Raw genomic sequence first — 24433 nt, 5'->3', positions numbered from 1 at the left:
CATTTTAGCGTGAGCTTTCATTCGATTTGCGAGCTTCCTGCATATAGCCTTTATCCTTAAAGAAGAGCATAGCGGCAATCGTCACGATGTAAGGCAGCATCATCGTAAAGTGAGTCGGCAAGGCAAAGCCTTGCAGCCTAATGCTGAGCGCGTCCATAAAGCCAAACAACAAGCTTGATGCCGCAACGCCAAGCGGATTGGATTGGCCGAGCATCGTTGCAACGAGAGCGATGAAGCCTCTTCCCGAGGTCATCCCCTCTGTAAACATCGTTACATTGCCAAGCGACAGCTGAGCTCCGGCAAGTCCGCATAACACGCCGCACATCAGTACTGCGCCATATTGGAGGCGAGTTACTTTAATGCCTAAGCTCTTTGCCGCAGTCGGATTCTCGCCTGCTGCCAGCAAGCGGAAGCCAGTGACCGTTTTGAACAAAAACCACTGCAGCGCAATAACGAGCACAATAGATAAATAAACGAGCGGCGAATGGCCAGAAAATACATCTCCAAGCCAAGGAATATCCTTGAGCACCGGAATGTCCCATTTCGGAAGCCCGATCATGTCCTTATTGTAATATGCCCCTTTAACATCAAAGATCGCACGCAGCGAGAAGGTCGTCAGTCCTAGCGCCAGAAAATTGAGCGCAATCCCGACAACGATTACATTGGCCTTGAGATGGATGCTCATATAGCCAAACAATATTGAAAATACGAGCGAGCATAATACCGCAAACAGCACCGCGGCAAAAACATTGCCCGTAAAGTGGTTGCCCACGATTGCAGAAAATGCTCCAATCAGCACCAAGCCTTCTAAGCCTACGTTAAACAAGCCAACGCGCGCACATATGGCGCCGCCAAGTGCTGCTAGAAGTATGGGCGTAACCATCCGAAGCGTCGAGGCATATAGCGAGACATCCAATAAAAAATCCATATTATGACCTCGCCTTCTTGCGTTTAATGAACGAATAAGTGATTTTGGCCGATACGAACAAAATGAGTACCGCTTGGATGATGCTAGACACCTCTAGCGGCACTTCGGTGTTGCGCTCCATGCCCATGCCGCCTGTTTGCAGCGCGGCAAGCAATATAGCCGCGAACGCCGTACCAAGCGGATGTGATCCGGCAAGCAGTGTTGCCATGATGCCTGACCAAGCGTAACCCGGTGATGTTAATGCGCCGTCCAAATAACGATATTGCGTGCCTAGCACCTCGACGGAGCCGGCTAGTCCGGCAAAGCCTCCGCTGACGAACATGCTTAGCAGCATCATTTTGCCACGCTGCACGCCCCCATAGCTTGCGAATAGCGGATTGCCGCCAAGCATTCTAATTTCATAGCCCTTAACCGTGTAGCGCATAAACAGGAAGAGCAGCACCGCACACGCTCCGGCAATGATAAAGCCCGCATGGAGGCTCATTCCTTTAAACAGCTTTGGCAGCCATACGCTCTGGTCGATCATGACCGTTTGCGCCATTGCTGCAGAGCCAGTCCGGTCCTTGAGCGGATACGATACGAAGTAGCCCGCGAATAACGTAGCAATATAATTGAGCAATAATGTCGTGATGAGCAAATTCATGCGAAATCTCGCATCTAGCCAGCCGGCAAAGGCCGACCATATTCCCCCGGAAATAATACCGGCTATAATAGCAGCTACAAGCTTAAACCATCCAGGTCCAGGCAAATAAATAGCAGTAACAGCGGCGCTTAGCGCCCCAAGCACCATCTGCCCCTCCGAGCCCATATTAAAAAATCCAGCACGAAAGGCAAGGGCAACGCCAAGTCCGATCAAAATAATAGGTGTAGCCCTGCTTAACGTATTTGTGAAAAAGTAAAAGCTGCCGAAGGCGCCCTTCCACATTTCCGCATAAGTCTCCATGACGGAGCCTCCGACGATTGCAATGGCGATCGCGCCTGCTGCAAGGCCAACGATGACAGCTAGCAGCGGCTGCAGCAGCGAACGTCCATATTGTAACAGCTTATCCAACTGCTTTTCCTCCCGCCATTAACAAACTAATTTGCTCCTCTGTTGCCGTGTCGGCATCCAGCTCGCCGACGATCTCTCCCTCGTACATAATCAAGATTCGATCTGAAAGCTTCAGAATTTCTGTCAGCTCCGAGGAAATGAGCAATATCGCCCCTCGCTCATCCCGCTTTTTAAGGAGCTCACCGTGAATAATTTCCATCGCGCCTACATCGACGCCCCGCGTCGGTTCTGCCGCAATGAGAAACGGCGTTTTCTGTGCAAGCTCACGGGCAACGATAAGCTTCTGCAGATTCCCGCCAGACAAAAACTGGGCCTTCGTAGACAAAGAGCCCGTTTTGATTCCGAATCTGTTTACCCATTCACCGATCATTTGCTTGATGCTCGTACCGTTCAAGACGCCATATTTCTGATGCCTGCCTGTATGTCCCATTAATCCGTTCTCGGCAACGGTCGCATCCTTCGCAACACCCCATTGATAGCGGTCCTCGGGAATATGGGCTAGTCCGCGCTCTCGAATAGCCCCAACCGCCGCACCCGTTACGTCTTGTCCAAGCAGCTTGATCGATCCGCTATCCGGCTTCATTAGACCTGAAATCGTTTGTATAAGCTCCGATTGGCCATTGCCTGAGATGCCGGCGATGCCAACGATTTCTCCTTCATTGACATGAAGGCTCACGTCGCTCAGCAGCGGCTTCGTCTTCGCACCTTTCATCGACACGCTCGATACTTCCAGCACAGGCTTTCCGCTGTCTGCCTCATTACGCGATATATGTACTAAATCCCGGCCTACCATAAGCCGCGACAGTTCTTCCGCATTTGTGTCCTTGGCGCTAAGCGTTCCTGTGACCTTGCCGTCTCTAAGCACAGTTATCCGATCCGCCACTTCCATAATTTCCTGCAGCTTATGGCTGATCAAAACAAAGCTCTTTCCTTGCGCAGCTAATCCTTTGATCGCGATCAGCAGCTCTTTCACTTCAAGCGGCGTTAAAACGCCTGTCGGCTCGTCCAAAATAATGATTTCCGCTCCCTGATAGAGCACCTTCAATATTTCAACGCGCTGCTGCATGCCCAAGGAGCAATCTGCAACCTTCCTCCACGGATCGACAGGCATCCCGTATAGCTTGCCAAGCCTTTCGGTTTCTGCGGCTGCAGCCTTCCGATCGAAGCCTACACCTTTGGATGGCTCACGTCCGATCACAATATTTTCTGCGATCGTAAACGTCGGGAATAACATGAAATGCTGGTGTACCATCCCGATTTTATGATGGATCGCATCAGCAGGGCTTGCAAAGGAAACCAGCTTTCCATCCAGACGAATCTCGCCGCTAGTCGGGCTTTCCATGCCGTATAAAATACGCATCAGCGTCGTTTTCCCTGCACCATTCTCACCGATCAAAGCATGAATTTCTCCTCTTTGCAGCGAAAACTGCACACTGCTATTTGCGGTTACGCTACCATATGACTTGGTTATGCTATCCATTTGCAGCAACATACAAGCGCCTCTCCTTTCATGGCCGTATAAACAAAAAAAACCACTTCCTCCAAAATGGAGGAAGCTTCCAATCAACAAGCAAGCCGGCTGCATAGGCAGCCGGCATGTCAATCTATTGCGCTAGCGGGTTTACGACTACGATTTTACCAGATTTAATATCTTCAGCGATAGCTTTTACTTTATCAACGTTCTCTTGGCCGATGAACGGGCTAAGCGCTGATTTGCTGTCTCTTGTTACGAATGTTAGGCCTACGCCGTCTTCTTTCAAGCCGTAGTCGGCAACGCCGTAAGCGAAGCTTCCTTCTACGAAAGTTTTTACCGTTTCATAAGCAACAGCATCCGTACCCTTCAATTGCGATAAAACGATATGCTCTGGATCTTCATCGGTACGGTCAGTATCTTGGCCGGATGTGAAGAAGCCTTTTTCCTTCGCTGCGTCGAATACGCCGTTGTCGCCGACAGCCGCCATACCTGCGATGAAGTCTGCGCCTTTTGATTGTTGAAGCAGCGCAAGCTCCTTGCCTTTAACCGGATCTGTGAAGCTGCCTACATAGTTGATAAGGAATTGCGCATCTGGATTCGTGCTTTTCAAGCCTTGCTCGAAGCCGGAAGTATATTTGCTTAGCAGTGGCGCGTCCATAGCAACGACAGCACCAACGATGTTTGTTTTAGTTGCAAGGCCAGCAAGTGCTCCCATCAGGTAGGAAGCTTCATGCTCGCGGAAGTTAACGCTGCGAACGTTCGGGAGATCAACAACTGTATCAATGATTGCAAAAGGCTTGTCCGGATTTTCAGCAGCTACTTTTTTAAGAGCATCCTCTGCTTGGAACGTTGCCGTGATGATAAGGTCATAGTCTTCAGCAACCGTTGCGCGAAGATTTTGTTCAAAAGCGGCAGGATCTGTTGATTCGATCGTTTTTACTTCAGCGCCGAATTCATCGCCTGCTTTTTTAAAGCCTTCATCCATCAATACGAAAAACTTGTTAACGCCAATTTTTTCAGGAAGCACGAGAGCGATTTTTTTCTTTTCAGCTTTGTCGCCTGCCGCATTATTTGTCGCTGCGCCGTTATTCGCTGCGTTGCCTCCATCATTTTTGTTAGATCCGCAAGCTGCCACAATCGCAACCATTAGAAATAACGATACAGCTAAAGCTAGTGCCTTCTTCATCGAAATCTCCCCTAAACGTTGAATGTAATATTTCCTTTTAACCCTAGTTGTTTTATCGGAATTTGTCAACCTATTTCCATTCGACAAATTTCTAGTTTATTTTACACTAGTTTTAAATGGATTAAAAATAAAATATGTAATTAGTCACGAATTCGCAACATTAGATTCCATATTTTTACTCATATGTTCAAAGATATGCAAACCTTGCTCCATATTCGCAATCGACATCCCATCAAACAGCCTATGCATGATCTTCAGCCGGACCGTTTCGATAAGCTTAACGATTTCAAGCCCGGATTCCGTAATATCGAGCATGACCACGCGCCGATCCTTCTCGCTCCGCTCCCGCTTCACATAGCCCAGCTCAATCAGCCGATCGGCAATTCCGGTAACGCCTCCGCTTGTAATAAGCAGCTGCTCCGCCAAAGCCGATGCCTTTTGCGGGCCTGCTAGCGATAAAATCGTAAGCATCCTGCCATGTGACATGCCTAACCCATGTACGTTATAGGTGTTCCATTCCGCATTAATTTGTCGACGCACCTGACGAAAGGACTCGTCCAGACGTCTCATTAAATCCAGCCTTTCCGCACTTGAAGCTTCCAATCCATCACCAACCTATCTCCTGTTTCTAATATCTCAGCTCTCCATATTATAACGTTCATTTATAAGATTAACTAATACTGTCACTAAATATTTGTTTTTGTCGGCTTACAGCAAAAAAAAAGCCCGCCAACTAAAGTTGGCAGAGCTCATTTTGCTACATTCCCTTCCTTATCCCTGCAAAAAGCGAAGCGGAGGCTTGCCCAGCAGTCCTTCGCGCGCCGTCTGCCAAAGCTCCTGCATAAGCTGCTGCAGCGGCCAAGCAGCCGTAGATGCGGCGGATACCGCTATTCCAAACCGATGCGTCATCGATGCTCCTGCAAGCACCTTGTGGCCTGCTGGTGCCTCGAAGCTATCCAGCTTCTCCTGCAGCTGCTCCAAATGTGCGCGGCTCACAAGATCAGAGAACAAATAAAAGGCAGCCAAGTGGGTCATTTCATCCCAGCAGCCAGGAGCCGAAATCGCTTGCTTAGCCGGCTCGATCCGCTGCCGCTGCGAGAATATGAGCTCTTCTCCGTAATGCACCGAAAGCGAATTATGGTAAGAGCGATAATCGAAGCGCTCGCCGCGGAGAGTTCGCCCGGGACATAGGACATCGGCTTGCATCCACGCTGAGCCCTCCTTCAAGCGAACGATCGACTCATTTCGAAACGCAGCGTCCTTATACAGCATAACCGGCTCAGGCATATGCTCAATAACAGCACCCTCCTCAAGGGTAAAGGTCTGAAGCATGGAGGAGCCTCTGTTAGGCGTGCTTGGGTGCACCTTCGTATACGATTGGTTCGTAATCATGGCATGGGCAGCATTCTCGGCGGTCCATTCCATTTCATATCTGTCGCCGTCCAGCAGGCCGGGCGATACGTCCATGACGATAACGCCAAGCTGGCCTTCCAGCGGAAAAGCTTTCGCTATTTTGATCGGAGCGGTGTGGTATTTTTTCCCGATGATCGTTTGCCCCCGCGAACTCGCAAAGGAAGCGCGCAGCACCGAAGTCCTTATCTCCGATGAACTGTCATGCAGCCTTGCTGTTTCGGAAGCTTGCGTACGCTCCATTAGGATGCGGAGTGACGGTGCTCAGCAGGAATGCTCGTTAACTGGATCGCGTGTGAATGCTCCGTACCGCGTGCATGAGCAATCTCATGGGTCAGCCAGCTTACGATTTCATCCACGCCATCTCCGCCGAACAGATTAGAGAATACGAATGGACGGTCGCCGCGCATTTTCAGCGTATCCGCCTCCATCACTTCAAGACTTGCGCCCACGTAAGGCGCCAGATCGATCTTGTTAATGACGAGAAGGTCCGAGCGCATAATGCCGGGACCGCCCTTGCGCGGAATTTTTTCTCCTTGGGCAACGTCGATGATATAGATAAAACGATCGACAAGCTCTGGGCTGAAGGCCGCAGCCAGATTATCGCCGCCGCTCTCAATAAAGATCAGATCCAAAGCTTCAAACCGCTGCTCCAGCTCCTCAATGGCTTCAAAATTCATCGAAGCATCCTCGCGAATCGCCGTATGCGGGCAGCCGCCCGTCTCTACGCCGATAATGCGCTCCTCAGGCAAAACGCCTGTGTTGAACAAAATACGAGCATCTTCTTTCGTATAAATATCGTTCGTAATAACCGCCACGCTAAATTTCGTGTGAAGCTCGCGCGTGAGGCGTTCAACAAGCGCCGTCTTGCCCGAGCCTACCGGCCCGCCAATGCCGATGCGAATCGGTCTTGAGCTGTCAATCGCTTTGCTTTCCCATTCTTGATGCGTATGTCCTTGTCCTTGGCACATTTGTCATTCCTCCAATTTATATAGTTAAGACATAAATAATCGCGAATACAAACGTTCATGGCGCATCATCGAGAGCTCCGCCATTGGCATATTGGAATACGCCTCCTCCGGCGCAAGCTCCCTCGCGATCTCCATCGCTTCCTCCGTCAATGGAGTCAGCCTTGCAATCAACGATTGCCCCTCTGTCTGTCCCATTGACATTAGTCGCAGAGCGCTGTTGATACAGGTTACGATGCACGTATAAAAGTAGCCCTGTATCGCCTGTTCTTCCGATACGCCCAGCTGCCAGCAGGCATAGCCATGCGCTAGCGGATGGGAGGCGAAGCATTTGCCGGCGCGCATCGCCTCCGTCAGAGGCGAAAAGTCCAGCTGCGGATGAATGGCTGATGCAAGCTGCAGCAGCCGCCGCCCCATTTTTTCAACACCGATACGGGTTTCCGAAGCCACTCTCTGCAAATGAACTATCCGTTCAATTGACCATAGTCGCTCCCAATCCGCTTGCGGCGCATCTCGGTAAACCGCTTTGATGATCATCGCATCGGCGCTTGCCCAGCTTTGCATCAGCATAGCGGACGCATAAGCATAAAGCTGGCCGGAGTTGTTCATCCTGCCGTCCTGCACCATCGTCTCGAGGCCAAACGAATGCGAGAAGCCTCCGATCGGCAAAGCCGAATCGAGCAGCTGCTGCATGGCCAGCCATCTAACATGATCCTTCATTATCGTTTGCCCCTCCTATCCTCTGAGGCACTTATTCGCTAAAACAAGAAATAACGCTGCGCCATCGGCAGCACCTCTGCCGGCTCACAGGTCACATGCTCGCCATCCACCAGCACATGATAGGTTTCTGCATCCACCTCTAGTTTAGGCGTTGCATCATTATGGACCATATCCTTCTTCGTTACCGAGCGGCAGCCCTTCACCGGCTCAATCCGTTTCTGAAGCCCCAGCTCCTTTGCGATGCCGCGGTCATACGCCGCCTGTGAAACAAACGTAATCGAGCTGCTGTACACCAGCTTTCCGAAGGAAGCGAACATGGGACGGCCAAAAACCGGCTGCGGGGTTGGGATCGAGGCGTTCGGGTCGCCCATTTGGGCAAACGCGATGCTGCCCCCCTTCAAGACGAGATCAGGCTTGACGCCAAAAAACATCGGATTCCAAATGACGAGGTCAGCATACTTGCCTGCCTCCAGCGAGCCAACCAAATGCGAAATGCCGTGCGTAATCGCCGGATTGATCGTATATTTCGCTATGTAGCGCTTAATGCGGAAATTATCATGCTGCTCGTTGTCCGGCAATAACGGTCCCCGCTGCTTTTTCATTTTATCAGCGGTTTGCCATGTCCGAATAATGACCTCTCCGACACGGCCCATCGCCTGCGAATCGGAGCTGATCATGCTGAACACGCCCATATCATGCAAAATATCCTCTGCAGCAATCGTCTCCGGTCTAATCCGCGAATCGGCGAAAGCGACATCCTCCGGTATGCTGCTGTCCAAATGATGGCAAACCATCAGCATATCCAGATGCTCTTCGATCGTATTGATCGTAAAAGGGCGCGTCGGGTTCGTCGAAGACGGAAGCACGTTCAGCTCGCCTGCCGCGATAATAATGTCTGGCGCATGGCCGCCGCCCGCACCTTCCGTATGATAAGTATGAATCGTTCTTCCGCCGATTGCGGCGAGCGTATCCTCTACAAAGCCCGCTTCATTCAACGTATCGGTATGGATCGCAACCTGAATGTCATACTGGTCCGCCGCCTGCAAGCAGGCATCAATTGCTGCTGGCGTCGTGCCCCAATCCTCATGCAGCTTCAGCCCAATCGCACCCGCCTCGATTTGCTCAATAAGCGGTGCAGTAAATGAGGCATTCCCTTTGCCTGTAAAACCGATATTCATCGGAAAATGCTCAGCCGCCTCCAGCATGCGTCTCATATGCCAGGCGCCAGGCGTAACCGTCGTAGCATTCGTACCCGTTGCCGGGCCGGTTCCGCCTCCGATCATCGTGGTTACGCCGGAGGAAAGCGCCGTCTCGATTTGCTGTGGGCAAATAAAATGAATATGCGAATCAATAGCCCCAGCCGTTACGATTTTGCCCTCTCCTGCGATAACCTCCGTGCTTGCGCCAACGATCATGTTCGGATGAACGCCATCCATAATGTCTGGATTGCCCGCTTTCCCGATGCCGACAATAAATCCATCTCTAATGCCGATATCGGCTTTCACAATGCCGGAATGATCGATAATAACTGCATTCGTAATAAGCGTATCCAGTACGCCCTCATCACGTAAGGCACCGCTCGATTGCCCCATGCCGTCGCGAATAACCTTGCCGCCGCCGAATTTGCATTCATCTCCGTAAACGGTATAGTCATGCTCGATCTGTGCCCATAGCTCCGTATCGGCTAGGCGAATCGCATCACCGGTGGTAGGTCCGAACATAGCCGCATAGCTTCGTCGATCCATCTTCGTCATCCGCCTTCCCCCTCCCATTCCGCCAGCCGCTCCCGAACCGCTTCAGGCATCGCGCCCGCCTCAGCTTTCCCTTGGCTTAAGCCGTTCAAGCCATATGACAGCTTCGCGCCGCCAAGCTCTACAATCGTTACGGGCTTCTCCTCGCCCGGCTCGAAACGCACCGCAGTGCCAGCGGCAATGTGAAGCCGCATGCCGAACGCTGATTCGCGATCAAACTTCAGCGCGCGATTGACTTCAAAAAAATGAAAATGAGAGCCTACCTGAACAGGTCTGTCGCCTGTATTGACTACGATTAGCTGCTTCGTTAGTCGTCCTGCATTTAACTCAATTTCACCAGCGGCCGTGCGATATTGTCCTGGTATCATCCTGCCAAGCGCTCCTCTCTCCTATGTTCTCGCTCTAGCCTGTATGGGTCATCTATCGATATGCTGTCCTTATTGCCGTTTGTCTGCTTAACCCGAAATGGGGTAATGGATGGTGACGAGCTTCGTCCCGTCTGGGAAGGTCGCTTCTACCTGAACCTCATGTATCATTTCGGGGATGCCGGGCATGACCTGCGCAGGCTTCAATATTTGCGTTCCGAATTCCATTAATTGCGCAACCGTCAATCCGTCGCGCGCGCCTTCCATAATTTCAGAGGTGATGAGCGCTACACTTTCTGGATAATTAAGCTTCACGCCGCGGTTCATCCGGCGTCTTGCCAAATCCGCCGCGATTGTAATGAGCAGCTTTTCTTTTTCACGTTCAGTCAACTGCATGTTGTCACCTCTCTACCCGTAATAATTTCATTATAGACAGCAAATAATAATAAGTAAATCTTCTTGCGTCATATATTGTGACATAAAATAAAAAAAATCCAGAAAAAGCGCCCTGCGCTCCCTCTAGATTTAACATCATCCTTACACTATTAAATGGGTAGGAATAATCGACTAAAATCGACAACCTTTGATCGTTAACTTGCTATACATCTCCGTCTACTATCCTACCTGAATACCTAGCTTGCTTTGGATATGGCCAATCAAGCTTGTCAAACCATCTGTCTTAAAGCCAAACTGAAACAGCTTTCCCGTTTCAATAAAACGCTGCTCCGGCGTGTCGGCGCCCATAATGACCGATACAAGGCGCCGCCCGTCCTGCTTAGCCGTTCCAGTGAAGCAATAACCAGCCTGCACGGTATAGCCCGTCTTTAATCCATCATTGCCCGGAAAAGCAAATGGCTTGCCGCTGAGCATCAAATTGGTCGATTGCAGTCTCTTCGGCTGGTTTGACAGCTTAACGCTGCTCCGGCTTGAAACCTCCAGCACCTCGGGATATTTCTTCAATAAATAGGCTGCCAGCATTGCGGTATCCTTCGCAGTCATTACCGTATCGCGCTCCGCTGACGCTTGCGGGAAGGGATGCAGGTCTTCCGAGCTTAGCCCGGTTGCATTGGCGAAAAGGGTTTGGCTGGACAAGCCCAGCTTCTCTGCCCGTTTGTTCATTAAAGCTGCGAATGCAGCTTCATTGCCGCTAACATGCTCCGCCAGCGCAACCGCTGCATCGTTCGCCGAGTGAACCGCCATCGCTTCGAACAGCTCTCGAACAGAATAATGCTCTCCCGCCTCGAAACCGATTTGCGAGCCTGGCACCCCAGCGGCGTAAACACTCGTCAAGACCTTCTCGTTCCAACCCAGCACGCCCTCGCGTGTCAGATCCATAATAATGAGCTCCGTCATCAGCTTGGACATGCTGGCGGGCGGCAGCGCTTCATTCGCATTTTTTTCATACAGCACCTCGCCTGTCTGCAGGTCCATCAAGATCGCCGAGCTGGCATCCAGCTCGAGTTCAGACACAGCCGGGCTCCTATTTAATGAAATAAGATACAGGATACAGGCAATTGCGCCGGCAGCTATAAGCAAAAATTTAATGGCTGGATTGTACTTTCTCCCATATGATCTTTCGTACATCGTAAACGATCCCCTTCCGCTGTCACTTCCATACGACAAAGTATAGAAGCTGGAGCTTAAGGAGACCGTAACCGAATCATAAGAAAACCTTAAATATTATTTAATGATAGGTAAGGTTACCCGAAAAGCGGTTTGTTCGATGTCGCTAGTTACCGAGATTGTGCCGCCATGCTTTTGAATGATGCTTTTCGCTATCGCAAGACCAAGCCCCGATCCACCAGACCACTGCGTGCGCGATTTGTCCACTCGATAGAAACGATCAAAAATATACGGCAGATCGGAGGTTGGAATCGGTTCGCCGTAATTGATAACCTCAACGACAGCATCCTTTTCCTCCATATGAACCGTTACTAACAGGCGCTTGCCTTCCTTGCCGTAGTTCATTGCATTAGCGATCAAATTTTCAAATACGCGCACGAGCTTTGCGGCGTCCCCTTTGACCATGACGGACGTCTCCTTCGCATCCAGCTTGCTCACCATACCCGCTTCCTGAAGCGGCAAATGGAATTGCACCAGCAGTTGTCCCAGCATTTCGATTAAATTGAAATTTTTCACCTTAAGCTCTGCCGAATCGTAACGCATTCTTGTATATTCAAACAAATCATTGATCAATACATTCAAACGCTTTGATTTATCATAAGCAATTTGAACATAATGGCGCAGCTCTACTTCATCTCTATAGCGATCCTGCTCTATGAGCCCCAAATAACCAAGCACAGACGTAAGGGGCGTGCGAAGGTCATGAGAGACATTCGTAATTAATTCATTTTTTGTCTGCTCGGCCTTTCGCTCCTCTTCAAGCGCATGATGAAGGCGATCCGTTAAGCTGTTCACGTTAGCAGCCATTGGGCCAAAGATGCTGCGTTTGCGCACTTCCATTTTGTAATCCAAGTCAAACGTCCCATCTGCAATCCGCTTAACCGTCATATTCAATTCGCTAAGATATTGAAACAAGCTCCACTGGAAAAGAATAAAATAGAAAAAAAACAATAGAATGCCTGTTCCAAAAAAAACAAAGCTGCGACTAAATACAGATAAAACTAAACGAACAATATCGCGTGCTAGGCTTACATTGTCAGCAAGCCACATACCGATATTCATGATGATGTAAATCGTAATAATCGAGAGCAAAACGCTTCCGAACAAATGGAGCAGCGAGCGTCCAACTATTTTTCTAGCGAGATTATCCTTCAATTTTATAGCCTACCCCCCACACGGTAACGATCATTTTATCGCCCAGCTCCTTCTCGAGCTTATCCCTGAGCTTGCTGATATGAACCATCACCGTATTATTGGAATCAAAATATTTCTCTTTCCACACCTGCTGGAATATATCCTCCGCGCTAAACACTCTGCCCGGCTGTCCCGCCAGCAAATACAAAATGCCAAACTCGGTGGAGGTCAAATGAAGCGATCTTCCTTCAACCTCGGCGGTATGGCTCAGCTTATCGATGCGAAGCGGCCCAAGACGCAGCTCTTTATCCGAACGGGAAGCGCCGATGCCTTCCGCTTTACCGCTATACTGATAGGAACGGCGAAGCAAGGAGCGGACACGCGCAATAAGCTCAAGCGGATTAAAGGGCTTGATCATGTAATCGTCAGCACCGGTCATCAGTCCCATTATTTTATCCATATCCTCCGCTTTCGCGCTAAGCATCAGGATAGGAACCGATTGGTCCCGCCTTAAACGTCTTGTCGCCTCAAGCCCATCCATATTCGGCATCATAATGTCCAAAATAACCAGATCAAACGGATTTTTCTCATATGCAAGCAGAGCCTGCTCGCCGTCATAAGCCTTTTCGGTTACAAAGCCTTCGTTCTTCAAATATATTTCAATGAGATCAGCAATTTCCCGCTCGTCATCTACAATTAATACTCTTCTTTCCATCATCGATCTCCTCCTCGATCTTCATACCGTTATTCTCATTGTGTCCGATGAGCCTACTATACATGAATATCGTTCGACATGTCCTGACGTTTAGCGCAAATTCACAATGTTTAAGTGTTTCTTAATGTTTTTTTAACGTTTGGCAGATAAGCCCTTACCTGCTGCCGTTATAGCCAACGCTTGTCCATTGTGATAAAATCGAGAGTATTAATATTTTAATAAGCATATAGGGGGCACTTACATGGCGGCCAAAAGAATGCGTTCTGACATGATCAAAAAAGGATTCGACCGCGCACCGCACCGGAGCTTGCTTCGCGCCGCAGGCGTAAAAGAGGAAGATTTCGACAAGCCGTTTATCGCGGTTTGTAACTCGTATATTGATATTATTCCTGGTCACGTTCATCTACAGGAGTTCGGCAAGCTCGTTAAGGAAGCCATCCGTGAAGCAGGCGGCGTTCCCTTTGAATTTAATACAATCGGCGTTGATGACGGTATTGCGATGGGTCACATCGGCATGCGTTACTCCCTTGCCAGCCGCGAAATTATTGCGGATTCGATCGAAACAGTCGTTAATGCGCACTGGTTCGACGGTATGGTCTGTATTCCAAACTGCGACAAAATTACGCCAGGCATGATCATGGGCGCGCTTCGCGTCAACATCCCGACTATGCTTGTGAGCGGCGGACCTATGAAAGCGGGCAAAACCTCCGACGGCCGTTCTATCTCGCTCTCCAGCGTATTTGAAGGCGTAGGCGCTCACCAAGCCGGCAAAATCAATGACGATCAACTGATGGAGCTTGAGCAATTTGGCTGTCCTACTTGCGGCTCATGTTCGGGTATGTTTACAGCTAACTCGATGAACTGCTTGGCAGAAGGTCTTGGCCTTGCATTGCCTGGTAACGGCACGATCCTTGCCGTATCCCCAGAGCGCAAAGAGTTCGTTAAAGACGCAGCTCGCCAGCTAATGAAAATTATTGAGCTTGGCATCAAACCGCGTGATATCGTTACAAAAGATACGATCGACAACGCATTCGCGCTTGATATGGCGATGGGCGGATCGACGAATACCGTGCTTCACACGCTTGCTATCGCGCATGAAGCCGGCATCGAGTATCCGATTGAGCGCATCAACGAAGTAGCAGAGCGGGTACCGCATCTTGCTAAGATCGCTCCAGCATCGGATTACCACATTGAAGATGTCCACAATGCAGGCGGCGTCAGCGCTGTTCTTAACGAGCTGTTCAAGAAGGAAGGCGCTTTGCATGGCGACTGCTTGACGGTTACAGGCAAGACGCTTCGTGAGAATGTAATCGGCTGTGAAATTCAAGATACCGATGTTATTCACACGATTGACAACCCTCACACTGAGCGTGGCGGACTTGCGGTATTGTTCGGTAACCTTGCTCCTAACGGCGCAATCATCAAGACAGGTGCAGTTGATAAATCGGTTGGCGGCTACCACAAAGGCCCAGCGATTTGCTTCGATTCACAGGATGAAGCGCTTCACGGCATCGCAAACGGCAAAATTAAAGAAGGCCATGTCGTTGTCATCCGTTATGAAGGACCGCGCGGCGGCCCAGGCATGCCGGAAATGCTAGCTCCTACCTCACAAATCGTAGGTATGGGTCTTGGCGCGAAGGTTGCTCTCGTAACTGACGGACGTTTCTCTGGCGCATCTCGCGGAATAAGCATCGGCCATGCTTCGCCAGAAGCCGCTGAGGGCGGACCAATCGCATTCGTACAAGATGGCGATATCATCGAGATCGATATGAACAACCGTACGATGGACCTTCTGATCAGCGACGAAGAGTTCGCGAAACGCCGTTCCGAATGGAAAGGCTTCGAGCTTAAAATCAAACGCGGCTACCTAGCGCGTTACGCTCACCTTGTTACTTCCGCCAGCACTGGCGGCGTAATGAAAATGTAAGGATAGCGATTTAAACAAAAAGTGGAGTACGAGCTGGAAACAGCCTGTACTCCACTTTTTTATGCTGCGCTTGATCAAATTGAATCCACGCAAGAAGCTCCTCCAAATAACAAAACAGCCATTCAAGGATAACCTTGAACGGCTGTTTTGTTATTTTTCTCTCTCGTTTATATAGCTGTTGTTTTCGTACCTAGCTGCGCAGCTTCGTCGGCTGCCGCGCTTATTGTTCTCTCTACTGCATCGCTTAATCGCTCTGCTTCCTCTTGCATCTTGTTCAACTGTACCGTCGCATAACGCCTGATCGTATTGACTGGCATCAGCAGCATACGAGGTGAAATCGTTTCTCTTCTTTTCTTGCCCTTTGCTGACTGCTGCGTATTCGTAAGCACTCTGATCAGAATGCGCAGATAAATGCGTGTCGATTTGGCAAACAAGCCTTCAGGAAGCTGAAACACTTCAAAACCGAGTCGATCGGCTCCGCGATGGATCATCGTCACGCCATAGACGGCTTTAATATCGTTCGCCTCTTTATCTGCAGCCAGCTGATTGGCAAGCAGCGGAAGCGCCTGCTCGACTTCACGAAGCATGCGGATTCCGGTAGCTACCGGCGATTTGGACGTCGCTGCGATCGAAGACAGCTTTTTGTTGTCAAAATGCAATTCTGCAATGCGGTCGCCCTTCTCCACGCGTCCGCCTTCTGCCAGCTCAATGTTTTCGCCATAGTAAGTCGTCACGCGATAATGAAAGGCGGCATCCTTAACATCGCCCACCGTTTTGAGTCGGAACATAACATGAAACGCCTTCTCCCACAGCAGCCAAAGCGATATTAGCGCTTTTTTCCAAATGGAGGTGCTTACCGATCTCGCTGCGTCGGTCAGCTTCATCATTTCCTCTATGCCTACAAATCGATAGCCGCGTCTTGCGCCTTCCTCTAAATAGGCTTCAAGGGCGATAAGCATATTTTGGGGCGCCTCTTTATCCGCTCCAAACGTCATGCCGCAATCATGCAGGAGCATGACTTCACCGGGTCTAAGCTTCTTCAGCATCCGCTTCTTCAGCCTATCCGGACCAAGCCGAATCCGCCAATCGCCGAACATAGCCGACCATAAAATAATTTGCAAATAACCTAAGTTCGCATAATCAAATACGTTTACGATTCCCCATGGCGGCCGATAATAAGCCGAACGCACACCCGTTGCATTCTCAATGATGTCAATGGTACGCTCGATTTGACGTTTGACCGTTCGAGGACGCATCAGCCAATTCGATTTATGAACATAATTATGAATGCCCAGAATATGGCCCTCTTCCTTCATCCGGCGAAGCAAAGCTTCTTGCCCTTCAGCATGCGAGCCTACAATAAAGAAGGTCGCCTTCGCATCATAACGGGCGAGAAGATCGAGCAGCTTTGGCGTATAAACCGGATCTGGACCATCATCAAACGTCAGGGAAATTTCCTTTTCTACACGGCCCTTCTTAAAAACGCGAAAGCCAAATGTGCGGCTAATAAGTCCTGGAAGAAACGCATAGAAGGTTGCGACGTATAATCCCCATAACAGCAAATTTTCCATTTTGTTTTCCCCACCGTTATATGATTTAGTCGACGAATGGATAGCGGTACAAAACAACAACAGTAGCTTTAATTGTAGCATAACGCAATAAAAAATAGGCATCTTTTTAAAAACTATAGTACAATCTTAAATGGAAATATGATTATGGAAAAAGAAGGAGTATTACTATGCTGCCCTTTTACAAAAAGTATTGGCGAACCGCTTTCGACATTGCACTCATTGCTTTAACCGTCTATCTAATAATGTATTCCTTCAGCTACTTGTACCGCATCGCAACTCCCATATTTTTTTCTTTTCTTATCTTTTTATGTATCGAGCCGCTGGCAAGGCGGTTGAACAAGCTTGGCATGAAGAAATCAATCGCATCCGGCATTTCCATTTTGCTGTTTACGCTTGTTATACTGGGTGCCTTCTCAGGTGCCGCTTATCTGATCACGAAGCAAGGTCAGGAGCTGTACACGAACTTCCCGAAATATCAAGAAATACTTGCTGTTCAAATTGCAAATATTACCGAAGAAGCGCAAAAACGACTCGGCACGATGCCGGATGATCTTGATCTGGTGCAGCGTTCCAAAGATTTAATCAAAGGGGCTTCATCTACATTTGCAAAATTCGGCCAATCCGTATTTAGAAATCTAGTCGATTACGTATCGTCTATCTCCACCTTTGTCTTTAATTTTGTGGTCGGTATTATACTAGCTTATTTCTTAAGCATCGAAATTACGACATGGAAGCAAACCGCGGAGGACAAAACGCCAAACACGTTTAAATCAGCCTTCTTTTTCCTTCGCAACAATGTATTCAAAGGCATTGCGCTCTACATTAAAGCGCAGGCCAAAATGATCAGCATCACCTTTATCGTTATCCTGATCGCGCTTATTTTGCTAAGAGTTGAAAATGCGTTCGTCATAGCCGTCGTATCCGCCATCTTCGACATCCTGCCGCTGCTCGGCGTTGGCACGATCTTCATACCATGGATTATTTATTTGATCATCGTAGGCAAAATCACGTTAGCGATCTGGTTATCCGCCCTGTTTCTTGTAGTCGTGCTTACCCGTCAAATTCTTGAACCAAAGATTACGGGCGATTCCTTGGGCGTATCCGCCTTCACAATGCTTGCCTTCATGATCATATCGCTTTCGTTGTTCGGCGTTGCCGGCGTCATTTTATCTCCGATCCTGATGATCCTAATCAAGGCGCTGTATGACCAAGGCTACTTCCACCGCTGGATTCATGCACCGCTTGGTGAATTCGACAACCCCGCGACCGGCTCGTATGTTGACAGCTTGAAGCGTGAGGAAGACAGGGAGAAATAATGGAATAATAGTATAAAATTAAAGCCAAGCCCCCGCAGCAAGATATATCGCTGCAGGGGCTTGGCTTTTTTGAACGTTTGACACTTTTCTCATCTGTCCCAAAGGCAAACAAGAAAATTTACCCTTCTTTTTAAGTCAGCCTTACAAGCCCTCCAAATTGCTTTACTCTACGCTGCAGTTTGTGCAGCGCAAGATGTATAAGGCAGTAGTTAGGGAAAGCGGCCTAACTGCTGCCTTCTTGGCTTCGGGCGGCGATATCCATGACGCCTCGGAAAAGCTTTGTCGCCTGATGCGAGCTGCCAGGCGGCTTGTTTTCAACGAGCACGGCTATTGCGTAGCGAGGCTTTTTGACCGGGCCGTAGCCTGCAAACCACTGGTGGTTGCGGGCGCTTCCGGCCCGAGTCGTCTCGGCGGTGCCGGATTTCCCGGCTACCGCCCACAGCCCTTGGCGGATCGAGCGACCGGTTCCATGGTCGACGACCGCCTCCATGCCGCGCCGCAGCGCATATGCAGTGGCCGGCTTGATCCGGCCACGTATCGCTTGCGCACGCTGCGCGGGCAGCTTTACCATCCGCTGGCCGTTGGCATAGCGGATTTCACTTACCAGGCGCGGCTCCATTACGCGCCCATCGTTCAGCAGCGTTACAATCAGATTTGCCGCCTGAAGCGGCGACATCCTTACATCACGCTGCCCAATCCCGCTCTGCGCGAGCACGCCGCCATCGACAGCCGCAAGCATCGCGGCTTTCTCCTGCGCCTTCAGCGCAGCGTCCTTCTTCCCGCTTCGCTTCTCGCTCTTTTCGCTCATTCCGCCCTCTTCGTTCCCCCAACGGCTCCCTCTTTTCTCCTTCTTTCCACTGTCTCCGTTCATTCCTCTCATCTCGCTTTTATCGCTTTTCTCGCTTTTTCCTTTATCTCCGCTCATCTCACTCATCACGTGGTTTCCGCTCTCACCACTGTCTCCGCTCTCACCACTGTCTCCGCTCTCACCGTTCTCCTCCCCCACCAGTCCTTCCCTACCCGCCGCACCATTCCCATTGCCCCTAGCAGCTGCAAACAGCTGTCCGCGCTCTTCCTCCTCCAGCAGGCGCAGCGGACCTGAGAAGGGCCCAAAAGCCTTGTCACGATGCCAGCCCGCCTGCCTGCCAACACCCAGCGCATCTGCAACTTGCTGCAGCTCGGACGCCTTTAGCCGTTCTGCAATTGTAGCAAACGCAATATTGCAGGATTGTGCCAACCCTTCTTGTAGGGTCAGGCGCCCATGGCCGCCCTCCTTCCAGCAGGACAAGCCGTATTTACCGTATTCCCCGTTGCAAGTAAACGTTTCATGCTGCGTCGCCACGCCTGCCTCCAAGGCAGCAGCCTCTGTAACGAGCTTGAACACGGAGCCGGGCGCTACAGCCTTAAGCGCATGATTAGACCACTCAGAGCCATCGGAGCTTTGGAACTGCCCTGGCTTTAGCTGCGGGCGCGACACCATTGCAACTATATCCGCATTGCTTGCATCTAGCACCACGATCGCGCCCTCTTTCATGCCCTGATCATCCACGTAATTCTCTATCTCATTTTGCAGCTTCAAATCGATCGTCGTTATCGCCTTCAGAGGATAATATCGGTTGCCCGGCTGTGTAATGCGCATATCAAGCCCATGCATAGGTGCGTTTTGCCCGTCTATAAAATAAGAAACAGACGTCGCTCCCACTCCATGCAGCAGCTTGTCTAACGATTTCTCGAGCCCAGAGCCGCCAACCTGTTCCGCCAGCTTTCTTTTGCCGCTAGCCAATTCCTTTGCATGCTCTGCTTGCAGCCACTCCGGGTGTTGGCTCGTAAAGCCAATCACATGTTTAGCATCAAACTGCGGCAAATATCGATTGCGATAAGGAAGGACGCGTATGCCATTTAAGCTAAGCTCTTTTATCCGCTTCGTTTGGGCATCGGATAGACGCATGGGAAGCGATTGTCCTTCTTCTTCCCAAAACACAGGCTCACGCACCGCATCCCACTTTTGCTGCAATAGCTGCTCGCTCACGCCTAATAAACGGCTTAGCTCGCTTAAATCCTCCGGCTGTCCCCGCAAATCTCTCCTAACGGGGAATAAGGCGACAGCGGAATACGTTTCGCCTGTTATTGGAGCGCCATGGCGATCATAGAAATCGCCTCGTCCGGTATCAAGCACCAGATTACGTTGACGCTGCATAACCGAAAGCCTTTGCCACCCGCCACGGCTAGCCTGCGGCGAAAGAACAGCCGCCGAAGAGCTTCCCGGCATGAGCTGCAGCCAAGCAAGACGACCGATATAAATAAGCATGACTACGCTGATTAAGCAAGCAGCCAGCCATATGCGTTTAAACATCACCATTCACCATAATGACGGATCTCCTTTTGTTCGCGGCTTTAGCTCATAAGCTGCTGCTTGCGATATGAACTTATTATTTCCTTCATCCACCTGCCTCCAAACGTCAAGCATCATTTCTGCATAAAAAAAGAGCCGTTCAGCAGTAAATGCCTGAACAACTCTTCTTCCGAACTAGCGTTATCTCAACTATTCAATCTTAAACTGAGCAAGGGAATCCTTCAGCTCGCGCGATACCGTATCCAGCTTCTCGGATAGACGGACCATGCCATCGCTGATGCTTAGCTGCTCTGTGCTAAGCGAAGCAACCTCCTCGGAGGTTGCGGACGATTCTTCTGCAACCGCGCTTACGTTCGTCATGGCTTCCGACAAAACGGCTTGCGACTCGTCTAGCTGACCGATCGAATCTGTAACGAGCTCCAGCTTCTGAGCCAGCTGCCCCATTTGACCGGATACCGTTAAGAAAATTTGATTCGCTTCCTTTACCGAACCAATCTGCTCTTGGAACAACGGATATGCGTCTGACAAGACATGTACAGTCTCGTCGATCTCGCCTCTGATTTTCGCGGTAATTTGTCCAACTATATCAATAGACTGACGGGATTGGTCGGCAAGCTTGCGAATTTCATCGGCCACGACCATAAATCCTTTGCCGGCAGCACCTGCACGAGCAGCCTCAATTGTAGCGTTGAGCGACAAAATATTCGTTTGCTTCGTTAAATTGTTGAGCACGTCCAAAATTTTGACGATGGAGCCCGTGCTTTCCTTGAGCGCATCAACCTTCTCAACCATGGAACGCGTCATTTCTTCCGTCATGCCTGTTTTCTGAATAAGAACGCCCATATATGCCATTCCTTGCTCACTTGCCTTTTCAACCTCTTGTGCGGAACGGACCATCTGCTGATTGGCATCAATTACTTTTTTCATCTGCAAGTCGATGTTCCCAGTCAAATCAGTTCCACGCTCAGCTTCTACCGCAAGGCTTGTTGCTCCGCCAGCAATCTCCTCCGTAGCGACGGCAATTTCCTTGGCTGAGATGGCTGTTTTTCTAGAAGCATCGCTGAGCTCGGTTGCTGTCAGTAATACATCATCGGCGGAACGCGTCGTTTGAACAGCTAATGCTGTAATTTGCGTCATCATCAGGTTAAAGCTTTTGCCTAGCTCACCGATCTCATCCTGACGATTGTTTATTTCCGAGCGAACGGTCAGGTTGCCGCTAGCACCCTCAGTCATCAGGTTGCGAAGCTTCACAAGCGGCTTAGCAATCGTCATAATGACGAGAATTCCGATTGCGATTGCGATCAGCGCAGCGACGAATACGGTGATCCAAGTCAAATTCTGAATCGCTTTAGCATCTTTTACAAGCTCCTTGACCGGTAAAGTGCCGACAAGCTTCCAATCCATCCCTTTAAAGGTTTTGTAAGCTGCAAGCACTTCCACTCCATCCGTATTCGTCATTTTAACGGAGTCTTCTTTCGATTTGTCACCTTCTTTAGGAAGCGTGATGTTAGCCGCTTTGCCGATCATGGCTGGATCAGCATTCGTAATATAATTGCTGTTCGTGTCTAAAATCGCAATCTGGCTGTCTTTGCCTAGGATGACATCGCTGTAGCGGTCCGAAATGGATTCTGCCGGTATTTCCAACAGCAATACGTAAGAGGCTTCACTTGTTGTCGTATCCTTAATGAGACGGCTTAATCCGATAGTAGGAACGCCGCTTGAGCTAGCCAGCCCTTCCGGCTGAGGCGGAATCCAATTCGATTTACCCGCTTTTTCCACCGTTTCCATGAACCATGCGGTTTTCATTAATCTTTCTGCGCTGCTGTTGTTTGCAGAACCAGCGGTTATCACATCCAGCTTCGGATTGATCGGCAAAAGCATCATCGAGACAATCGTGCTGTTGCCCATTAAATAATTTTGCATTTTGTCGCCTAAATTACGCGAAGCTTCAAATCTCGCATATTCTTCATCACTATCCGTCATTTTCCGAACAAGCTCATGAAAGCTCTTATCGATTAAGATTTGCAGTGATAAATCCTCATATGTCGTATAAATAACGTCCAAATTATTCGTTACTTGCTTGATCGTTTCAAAGCTTGCATCCGATACCTTATTCTCAATGATCGACTTCGACTTGGAATATGCCATTAGACCTACAGTCAAAACACAAGCAATAATGCTGCAAAAAATAATTAAAAATAGCGTCGTGCCAACCGATTTAATCGGATTTGACAATTTGGTCCCCTTTAAAGAACTTGAAGCCGATTTTGCTGCTTGAGAAATCGCCTTTATCCCTGATTGCGCTTTCAAAGCTCTATCAGATTTTGTCTGGTTTGAGCCAGATTGTCCTTCTTTGTTTTTTTTCTTCATGAACTTCTTCTCTTTTTGCTCTTCTTCGTTTTTCATTTGAAAAGACACCGCCTTAAGAATTGGGAGTATGAAAAAATAGTTCATTTGATGGTAGCCAATCTTGCCGGAATATGTATTTACAATATACTATTTTATATCGACAGCATCCTGTCATTTTATAATAATAAACTAAAAAAAAAAGAGTCTTATTTTAATGGTAAAATAAGACTCTCCGTTTTTTTCATTGTTCTTACTTTTTAACTATTTTCTTCCGCATCATATCCATTGTCTTAACCGGCTTTAGCGTGCGTATTCGAATATGCTGCAAGGGATGCCTGGCCGCTTCAAGCGCTGAACCATCGGCATCGGTAATTTCAGTTATCGTTTGCTTGAAGAAAGTGCCGCCTGGACCAACGAATTCAATTTCTTGGCCTAGCTTAAAATGATTGCGCTGCTGTACAGTAGCAAATCCCGTTTTCGCATCGTAATCAAGCACAACACCAGCAAAATCGTAAGGGGCCGCTTTTTCCTCCGGCTCATAGATATGGTCCTCTGCTCCTGGTGTATCAAGGAAAAACCCTGTATTAAGCGGTCGATTCGCTGCTTTGTTGATCTCTTCTACCCATTCCCGCTTCAGCTCAAAATGCTCCGGATCGGCAAAATAGGCATCTATCGCTTGTCGATACACATTAACGACTGTTGCAACATAATGAATGCTTTTCATTCTTCCTTCGATCTTGAAGCTGTCGACGCCAACCTCAATGAGCTCGGGCAAATATTCGATCATGCATAAATCCTTTGAACCCATCGAAAACTTATCTTCATCCTCGGAATACATCGGCATATCATCAACAAACAAATCATACTTCCAGCGGCAAGATTGGCAGCAGCCTCCGCGATTAGAGTCCCGATCTGTAAAATGGTTCGAAAGCACGCACCGTCCTGAAAATGATGAGCACATCGCCCCGTGGATGAAAGCTTCGATTTCAATATCAACATGCTTCTTGATTTCAGCGATATCTTTAAAGCTTGTCTCACGGGCAAGCACGACACGCGGCAAGCCTTCATCCTTCCAAAATTGCACAGCCTGCCAATTAAGGGTCGATTGCTGCGTGCTTAAATGAACCTCAAGCTTAGGTGCTACGCGCTGCGCCGTTTCTATGATAGCAGGATCAGCAGCAATGATAGCCGATATGCCTGCTTCCTCTAGTGCCCGCAAATAGTCCTCTAGACCTTCAACATCCTCATTATGCGCATAAATATTGGTAGCGACAAATACCTTTGCGCCATAGCGATTCGCGAACTCTACGCCTTCTTTCATTTCTTCGAAGCTAAAGTTATCCGCATTGGAACGCAAGCCGTACTTTTGCCCGCCGATGTATACCGCGTCAGCCCCATAGTGGATGGCGAATTTCAGCTTCTCCAAATTGCCCGCTGGAGCGAGTAGCTCCGGCTTATCCAGCCGATTCCGCTTTCCTTGGTAACGCGGTGTCGTCTTCTCGATTGTCGTCATTTATGTGCACCTCCTAAAGTTTTGCGTAAGCAAAACTCTCTTCGTAAGCATTATCTTAGTTTTGCGTAAGCAAAACTCT

Annotated in this window: 20 protein-coding genes; 2 read left to right on the top strand and 18 right to left on the bottom strand. The window is 49.3% G+C overall.

Annotation, left to right across the window (positions count from 1 at the left end):
- Nucleotides 1–4: 4 nt before the first annotated feature.
- The 14 genes from HI950_RS22175 to HI950_RS22110 form a co-directional block, all read right to left on the bottom strand.
- A complete protein-coding gene (locus tag HI950_RS22175) occupies nt 5–928 on the bottom strand; it encodes an ABC transporter permease (RefSeq protein WP_169082683.1) in 924 nt (307 codons plus the stop codon).
- 1 nt (nt 929) lies between these two features.
- Entirely contained in the window at nt 930–1979 is a 1050-nt protein-coding gene (locus HI950_RS22170) for an ABC transporter permease (RefSeq protein WP_223285431.1), read from the bottom strand.
- Nucleotides 1972–3471 carry an ABC transporter ATP-binding protein gene (locus HI950_RS22165; protein WP_169082684.1) on the bottom strand — a complete coding sequence of 500 codons (1500 nt, stop codon included), beginning with the start codon at nt 3469–3471 and terminating at the stop codon, nt 1972–1974. The genes HI950_RS22170 and HI950_RS22165 overlap by 8 nt, the downstream gene beginning before the upstream one ends.
- A 112-nt stretch (nt 3472–3583) precedes the next feature.
- Nucleotides 3584–4639 carry a BMP family lipoprotein gene (locus tag HI950_RS22160; RefSeq protein ID WP_169082685.1) on the bottom strand — a complete coding sequence of 352 codons (1056 nt, stop codon included), beginning with the start codon at nt 4637–4639 and terminating at the stop codon, nt 3584–3586.
- 144 nt (nt 4640–4783) lie between these two features.
- Complete coding sequence (locus HI950_RS22155; protein ID WP_169082686.1) at nt 4784–5242, bottom strand: MarR family winged helix-turn-helix transcriptional regulator; 459 nt, start codon at nt 5240–5242, stop codon at nt 4784–4786.
- 168 nt (nt 5243–5410) lie between these two features.
- Complete coding sequence (locus HI950_RS22150; protein ID WP_169082687.1) at nt 5411–6226, bottom strand: urease accessory protein UreD; 816 nt, start codon at nt 6224–6226, stop codon at nt 5411–5413.
- A 65-nt stretch (nt 6227–6291) separates the two neighbouring features.
- Nucleotides 6292–7020 carry an urease accessory protein UreG gene (gene ureG, locus HI950_RS22145; protein ID WP_169082688.1) on the bottom strand — a complete coding sequence of 243 codons (729 nt, stop codon included), beginning with the start codon at nt 7018–7020 and terminating at the stop codon, nt 6292–6294.
- Nucleotides 7021–7044: 24 nt separating this feature from the next.
- Nucleotides 7045–7737: an urease accessory protein UreF gene (locus HI950_RS22140; protein ID WP_223285430.1), complete on the bottom strand. Its 693-nt coding sequence runs from the start codon at nt 7735–7737 to the stop codon at nt 7045–7047.
- A 38-nt stretch (nt 7738–7775) separates the two neighbouring features.
- Entirely contained in the window at nt 7776–9491 is a 1716-nt protein-coding gene (gene ureC / locus HI950_RS22135; RefSeq protein WP_169082689.1) for an urease subunit alpha, read from the bottom strand.
- Nucleotides 9488–9856: an urease subunit beta gene (locus HI950_RS22130; protein WP_169082690.1), complete on the bottom strand. Its 369-nt coding sequence runs from the start codon at nt 9854–9856 to the stop codon at nt 9488–9490. The genes ureC and HI950_RS22130 overlap by 4 nt, the downstream gene beginning before the upstream one ends.
- An 87-nt stretch (nt 9857–9943) precedes the next feature.
- Nucleotides 9944–10249 (bottom strand): urease subunit gamma, encoded by a 306-nt coding sequence (locus HI950_RS22125; protein WP_169082691.1) that lies wholly within the window; start codon nt 10247–10249, stop codon nt 9944–9946.
- A 219-nt stretch (nt 10250–10468) separates the two neighbouring features.
- Nucleotides 10469–11437: a D-alanyl-D-alanine carboxypeptidase family protein gene (locus tag HI950_RS22120; protein ID WP_169082692.1), complete on the bottom strand. Its 969-nt coding sequence runs from the start codon at nt 11435–11437 to the stop codon at nt 10469–10471.
- Nucleotides 11438–11533: 96 nt separating this feature from the next.
- Nucleotides 11534–12631: a sensor histidine kinase gene (locus tag HI950_RS22115; protein WP_223285429.1), complete on the bottom strand. Its 1098-nt coding sequence runs from the start codon at nt 12629–12631 to the stop codon at nt 11534–11536.
- The gene (locus HI950_RS22110; protein WP_169082842.1) at nt 12621–13325 is read right to left on the bottom strand and encodes a response regulator transcription factor; all 705 of its coding nucleotides are present in this window, start codon (nt 13323–13325) and stop codon (nt 12621–12623) included. Before HI950_RS22110 ends, HI950_RS22115 begins: the two co-directional genes overlap by 11 nt.
- A 241-nt stretch (nt 13326–13566) precedes the next feature.
- On the opposite strand from HI950_RS22110, the gene ilvD reads away from it, so the two are divergent.
- Nucleotides 13567–15252: a dihydroxy-acid dehydratase gene (gene ilvD, locus HI950_RS22105; protein WP_169082693.1), complete on the top strand. Its 1686-nt coding sequence runs from the start codon at nt 13567–13569 to the stop codon at nt 15250–15252.
- A 167-nt stretch (nt 15253–15419) separates the two neighbouring features.
- On the opposite strand, the gene HI950_RS22100 is transcribed toward ilvD, so the two are convergent.
- The gene (locus HI950_RS22100; RefSeq protein ID WP_169082694.1) at nt 15420–16823 is read right to left on the bottom strand and encodes a polysaccharide deacetylase family protein; all 1404 of its coding nucleotides are present in this window, start codon (nt 16821–16823) and stop codon (nt 15420–15422) included.
- A gap of 167 nt (nt 16824–16990) precedes the next feature.
- Between HI950_RS22100 and ytvI the strand changes: the two genes are divergently transcribed.
- Entirely contained in the window at nt 16991–18139 is a 1149-nt protein-coding gene (gene ytvI / locus HI950_RS22095; RefSeq protein WP_169082695.1) for a sporulation integral membrane protein YtvI, read from the top strand.
- A gap of 223 nt (nt 18140–18362) precedes the next feature.
- Here ytvI and HI950_RS36005 read toward each other — a convergent pair whose 3' ends face one another.
- From HI950_RS36005 to HI950_RS22075, 3 genes are all read right to left on the bottom strand, one after another.
- Nucleotides 18363–20492, bottom strand: coding sequence for a peptidoglycan D,D-transpeptidase FtsI family protein (locus HI950_RS36005; RefSeq protein ID WP_223285428.1), 2130 nt, complete (start codon nt 20490–20492; stop codon nt 18363–18365).
- A gap of 189 nt (nt 20493–20681) precedes the next feature.
- Entirely contained in the window at nt 20682–22898 is a 2217-nt protein-coding gene (locus tag HI950_RS22080) for a methyl-accepting chemotaxis protein (protein WP_223285427.1), read from the bottom strand.
- 193 nt (nt 22899–23091) lie between these two features.
- Nucleotides 23092–24354: a peptidase U32 family protein gene (locus HI950_RS22075; RefSeq protein WP_169082696.1), complete on the bottom strand. Its 1263-nt coding sequence runs from the start codon at nt 24352–24354 to the stop codon at nt 23092–23094.
- Nucleotides 24355–24433 lie beyond the last annotated feature (79 nt).

The sequence above is a fragment of the Paenibacillus sp. PL91 genome, assembly GCF_012935325.2.
Classification (GTDB): domain Bacteria; phylum Bacillota; class Bacilli; order Paenibacillales; family Paenibacillaceae; genus Pristimantibacillus.
This window is presented reverse-complemented; position numbering and strand designations above follow the sequence as displayed.

Excerpts from the sequence above, each read along its gene's own strand:
- HI950_RS22080 (WP_223285427.1), bottom strand. The coding sequence starts at position 22,898 with ATGAAAAACGAAGAAGAGCAAAAAGAGAAGAAGTTCATGAAGAAAAAA.
- HI950_RS22075 (WP_169082696.1), bottom strand. The coding sequence starts at position 24,354 with ATGACGACAATCGAGAAGACGACACCGCGTTACCAAGGAAAGCGGAAT.
- HI950_RS22175 (WP_169082683.1), bottom strand. The coding sequence starts at position 928 with ATGGATTTTTTATTGGATGTCTCGCTATATGCCTCGACGCTTCGGATG.
- HI950_RS22120 (WP_169082692.1), bottom strand. The coding sequence starts at position 11,437 with ATGTACGAAAGATCATATGGGAGAAAGTACAATCCAGCCATTAAATTT.
- HI950_RS22165 (WP_169082684.1), bottom strand. The coding sequence starts at position 3,471 with ATGTTGCTGCAAATGGATAGCATAACCAAGTCATATGGTAGCGTAACC.
- ytvI (WP_169082695.1), top strand. The coding sequence starts at position 16,991 with ATGCTGCCCTTTTACAAAAAGTATTGGCGAACCGCTTTCGACATTGCA.
- ilvD (WP_169082693.1), top strand. The coding sequence starts at position 13,567 with ATGGCGGCCAAAAGAATGCGTTCTGACATGATCAAAAAAGGATTCGAC.
- HI950_RS36005 (WP_223285428.1), bottom strand. The coding sequence starts at position 20,492 with ATGTTTAAACGCATATGGCTGGCTGCTTGCTTAATCAGCGTAGTCATG.
- HI950_RS22110 (WP_169082842.1), bottom strand. The coding sequence starts at position 13,325 with ATGGAAAGAAGAGTATTAATTGTAGATGACGAGCGGGAAATTGCTGAT.
- HI950_RS22140 (WP_223285430.1), bottom strand. The coding sequence starts at position 7,737 with ATGAAGGATCATGTTAGATGGCTGGCCATGCAGCAGCTGCTCGATTCG.
- HI950_RS22100 (WP_169082694.1), bottom strand. The coding sequence starts at position 16,823 with ATGGAAAATTTGCTGTTATGGGGATTATACGTCGCAACCTTCTATGCG.
- ureG (WP_169082688.1), bottom strand. The coding sequence starts at position 7,020 with ATGTGCCAAGGACAAGGACATACGCATCAAGAATGGGAAAGCAAAGCG.
- HI950_RS22160 (WP_169082685.1), bottom strand. The coding sequence starts at position 4,639 with ATGAAGAAGGCACTAGCTTTAGCTGTATCGTTATTTCTAATGGTTGCG.
- HI950_RS22130 (WP_169082690.1), bottom strand. The coding sequence starts at position 9,856 with ATGATACCAGGACAATATCGCACGGCCGCTGGTGAAATTGAGTTAAAT.
- ureC (WP_169082689.1), bottom strand. The coding sequence starts at position 9,491 with ATGACGAAGATGGATCGACGAAGCTATGCGGCTATGTTCGGACCTACC.
- HI950_RS22125 (WP_169082691.1), bottom strand. The coding sequence starts at position 10,249 with ATGCAGTTGACTGAACGTGAAAAAGAAAAGCTGCTCATTACAATCGCG.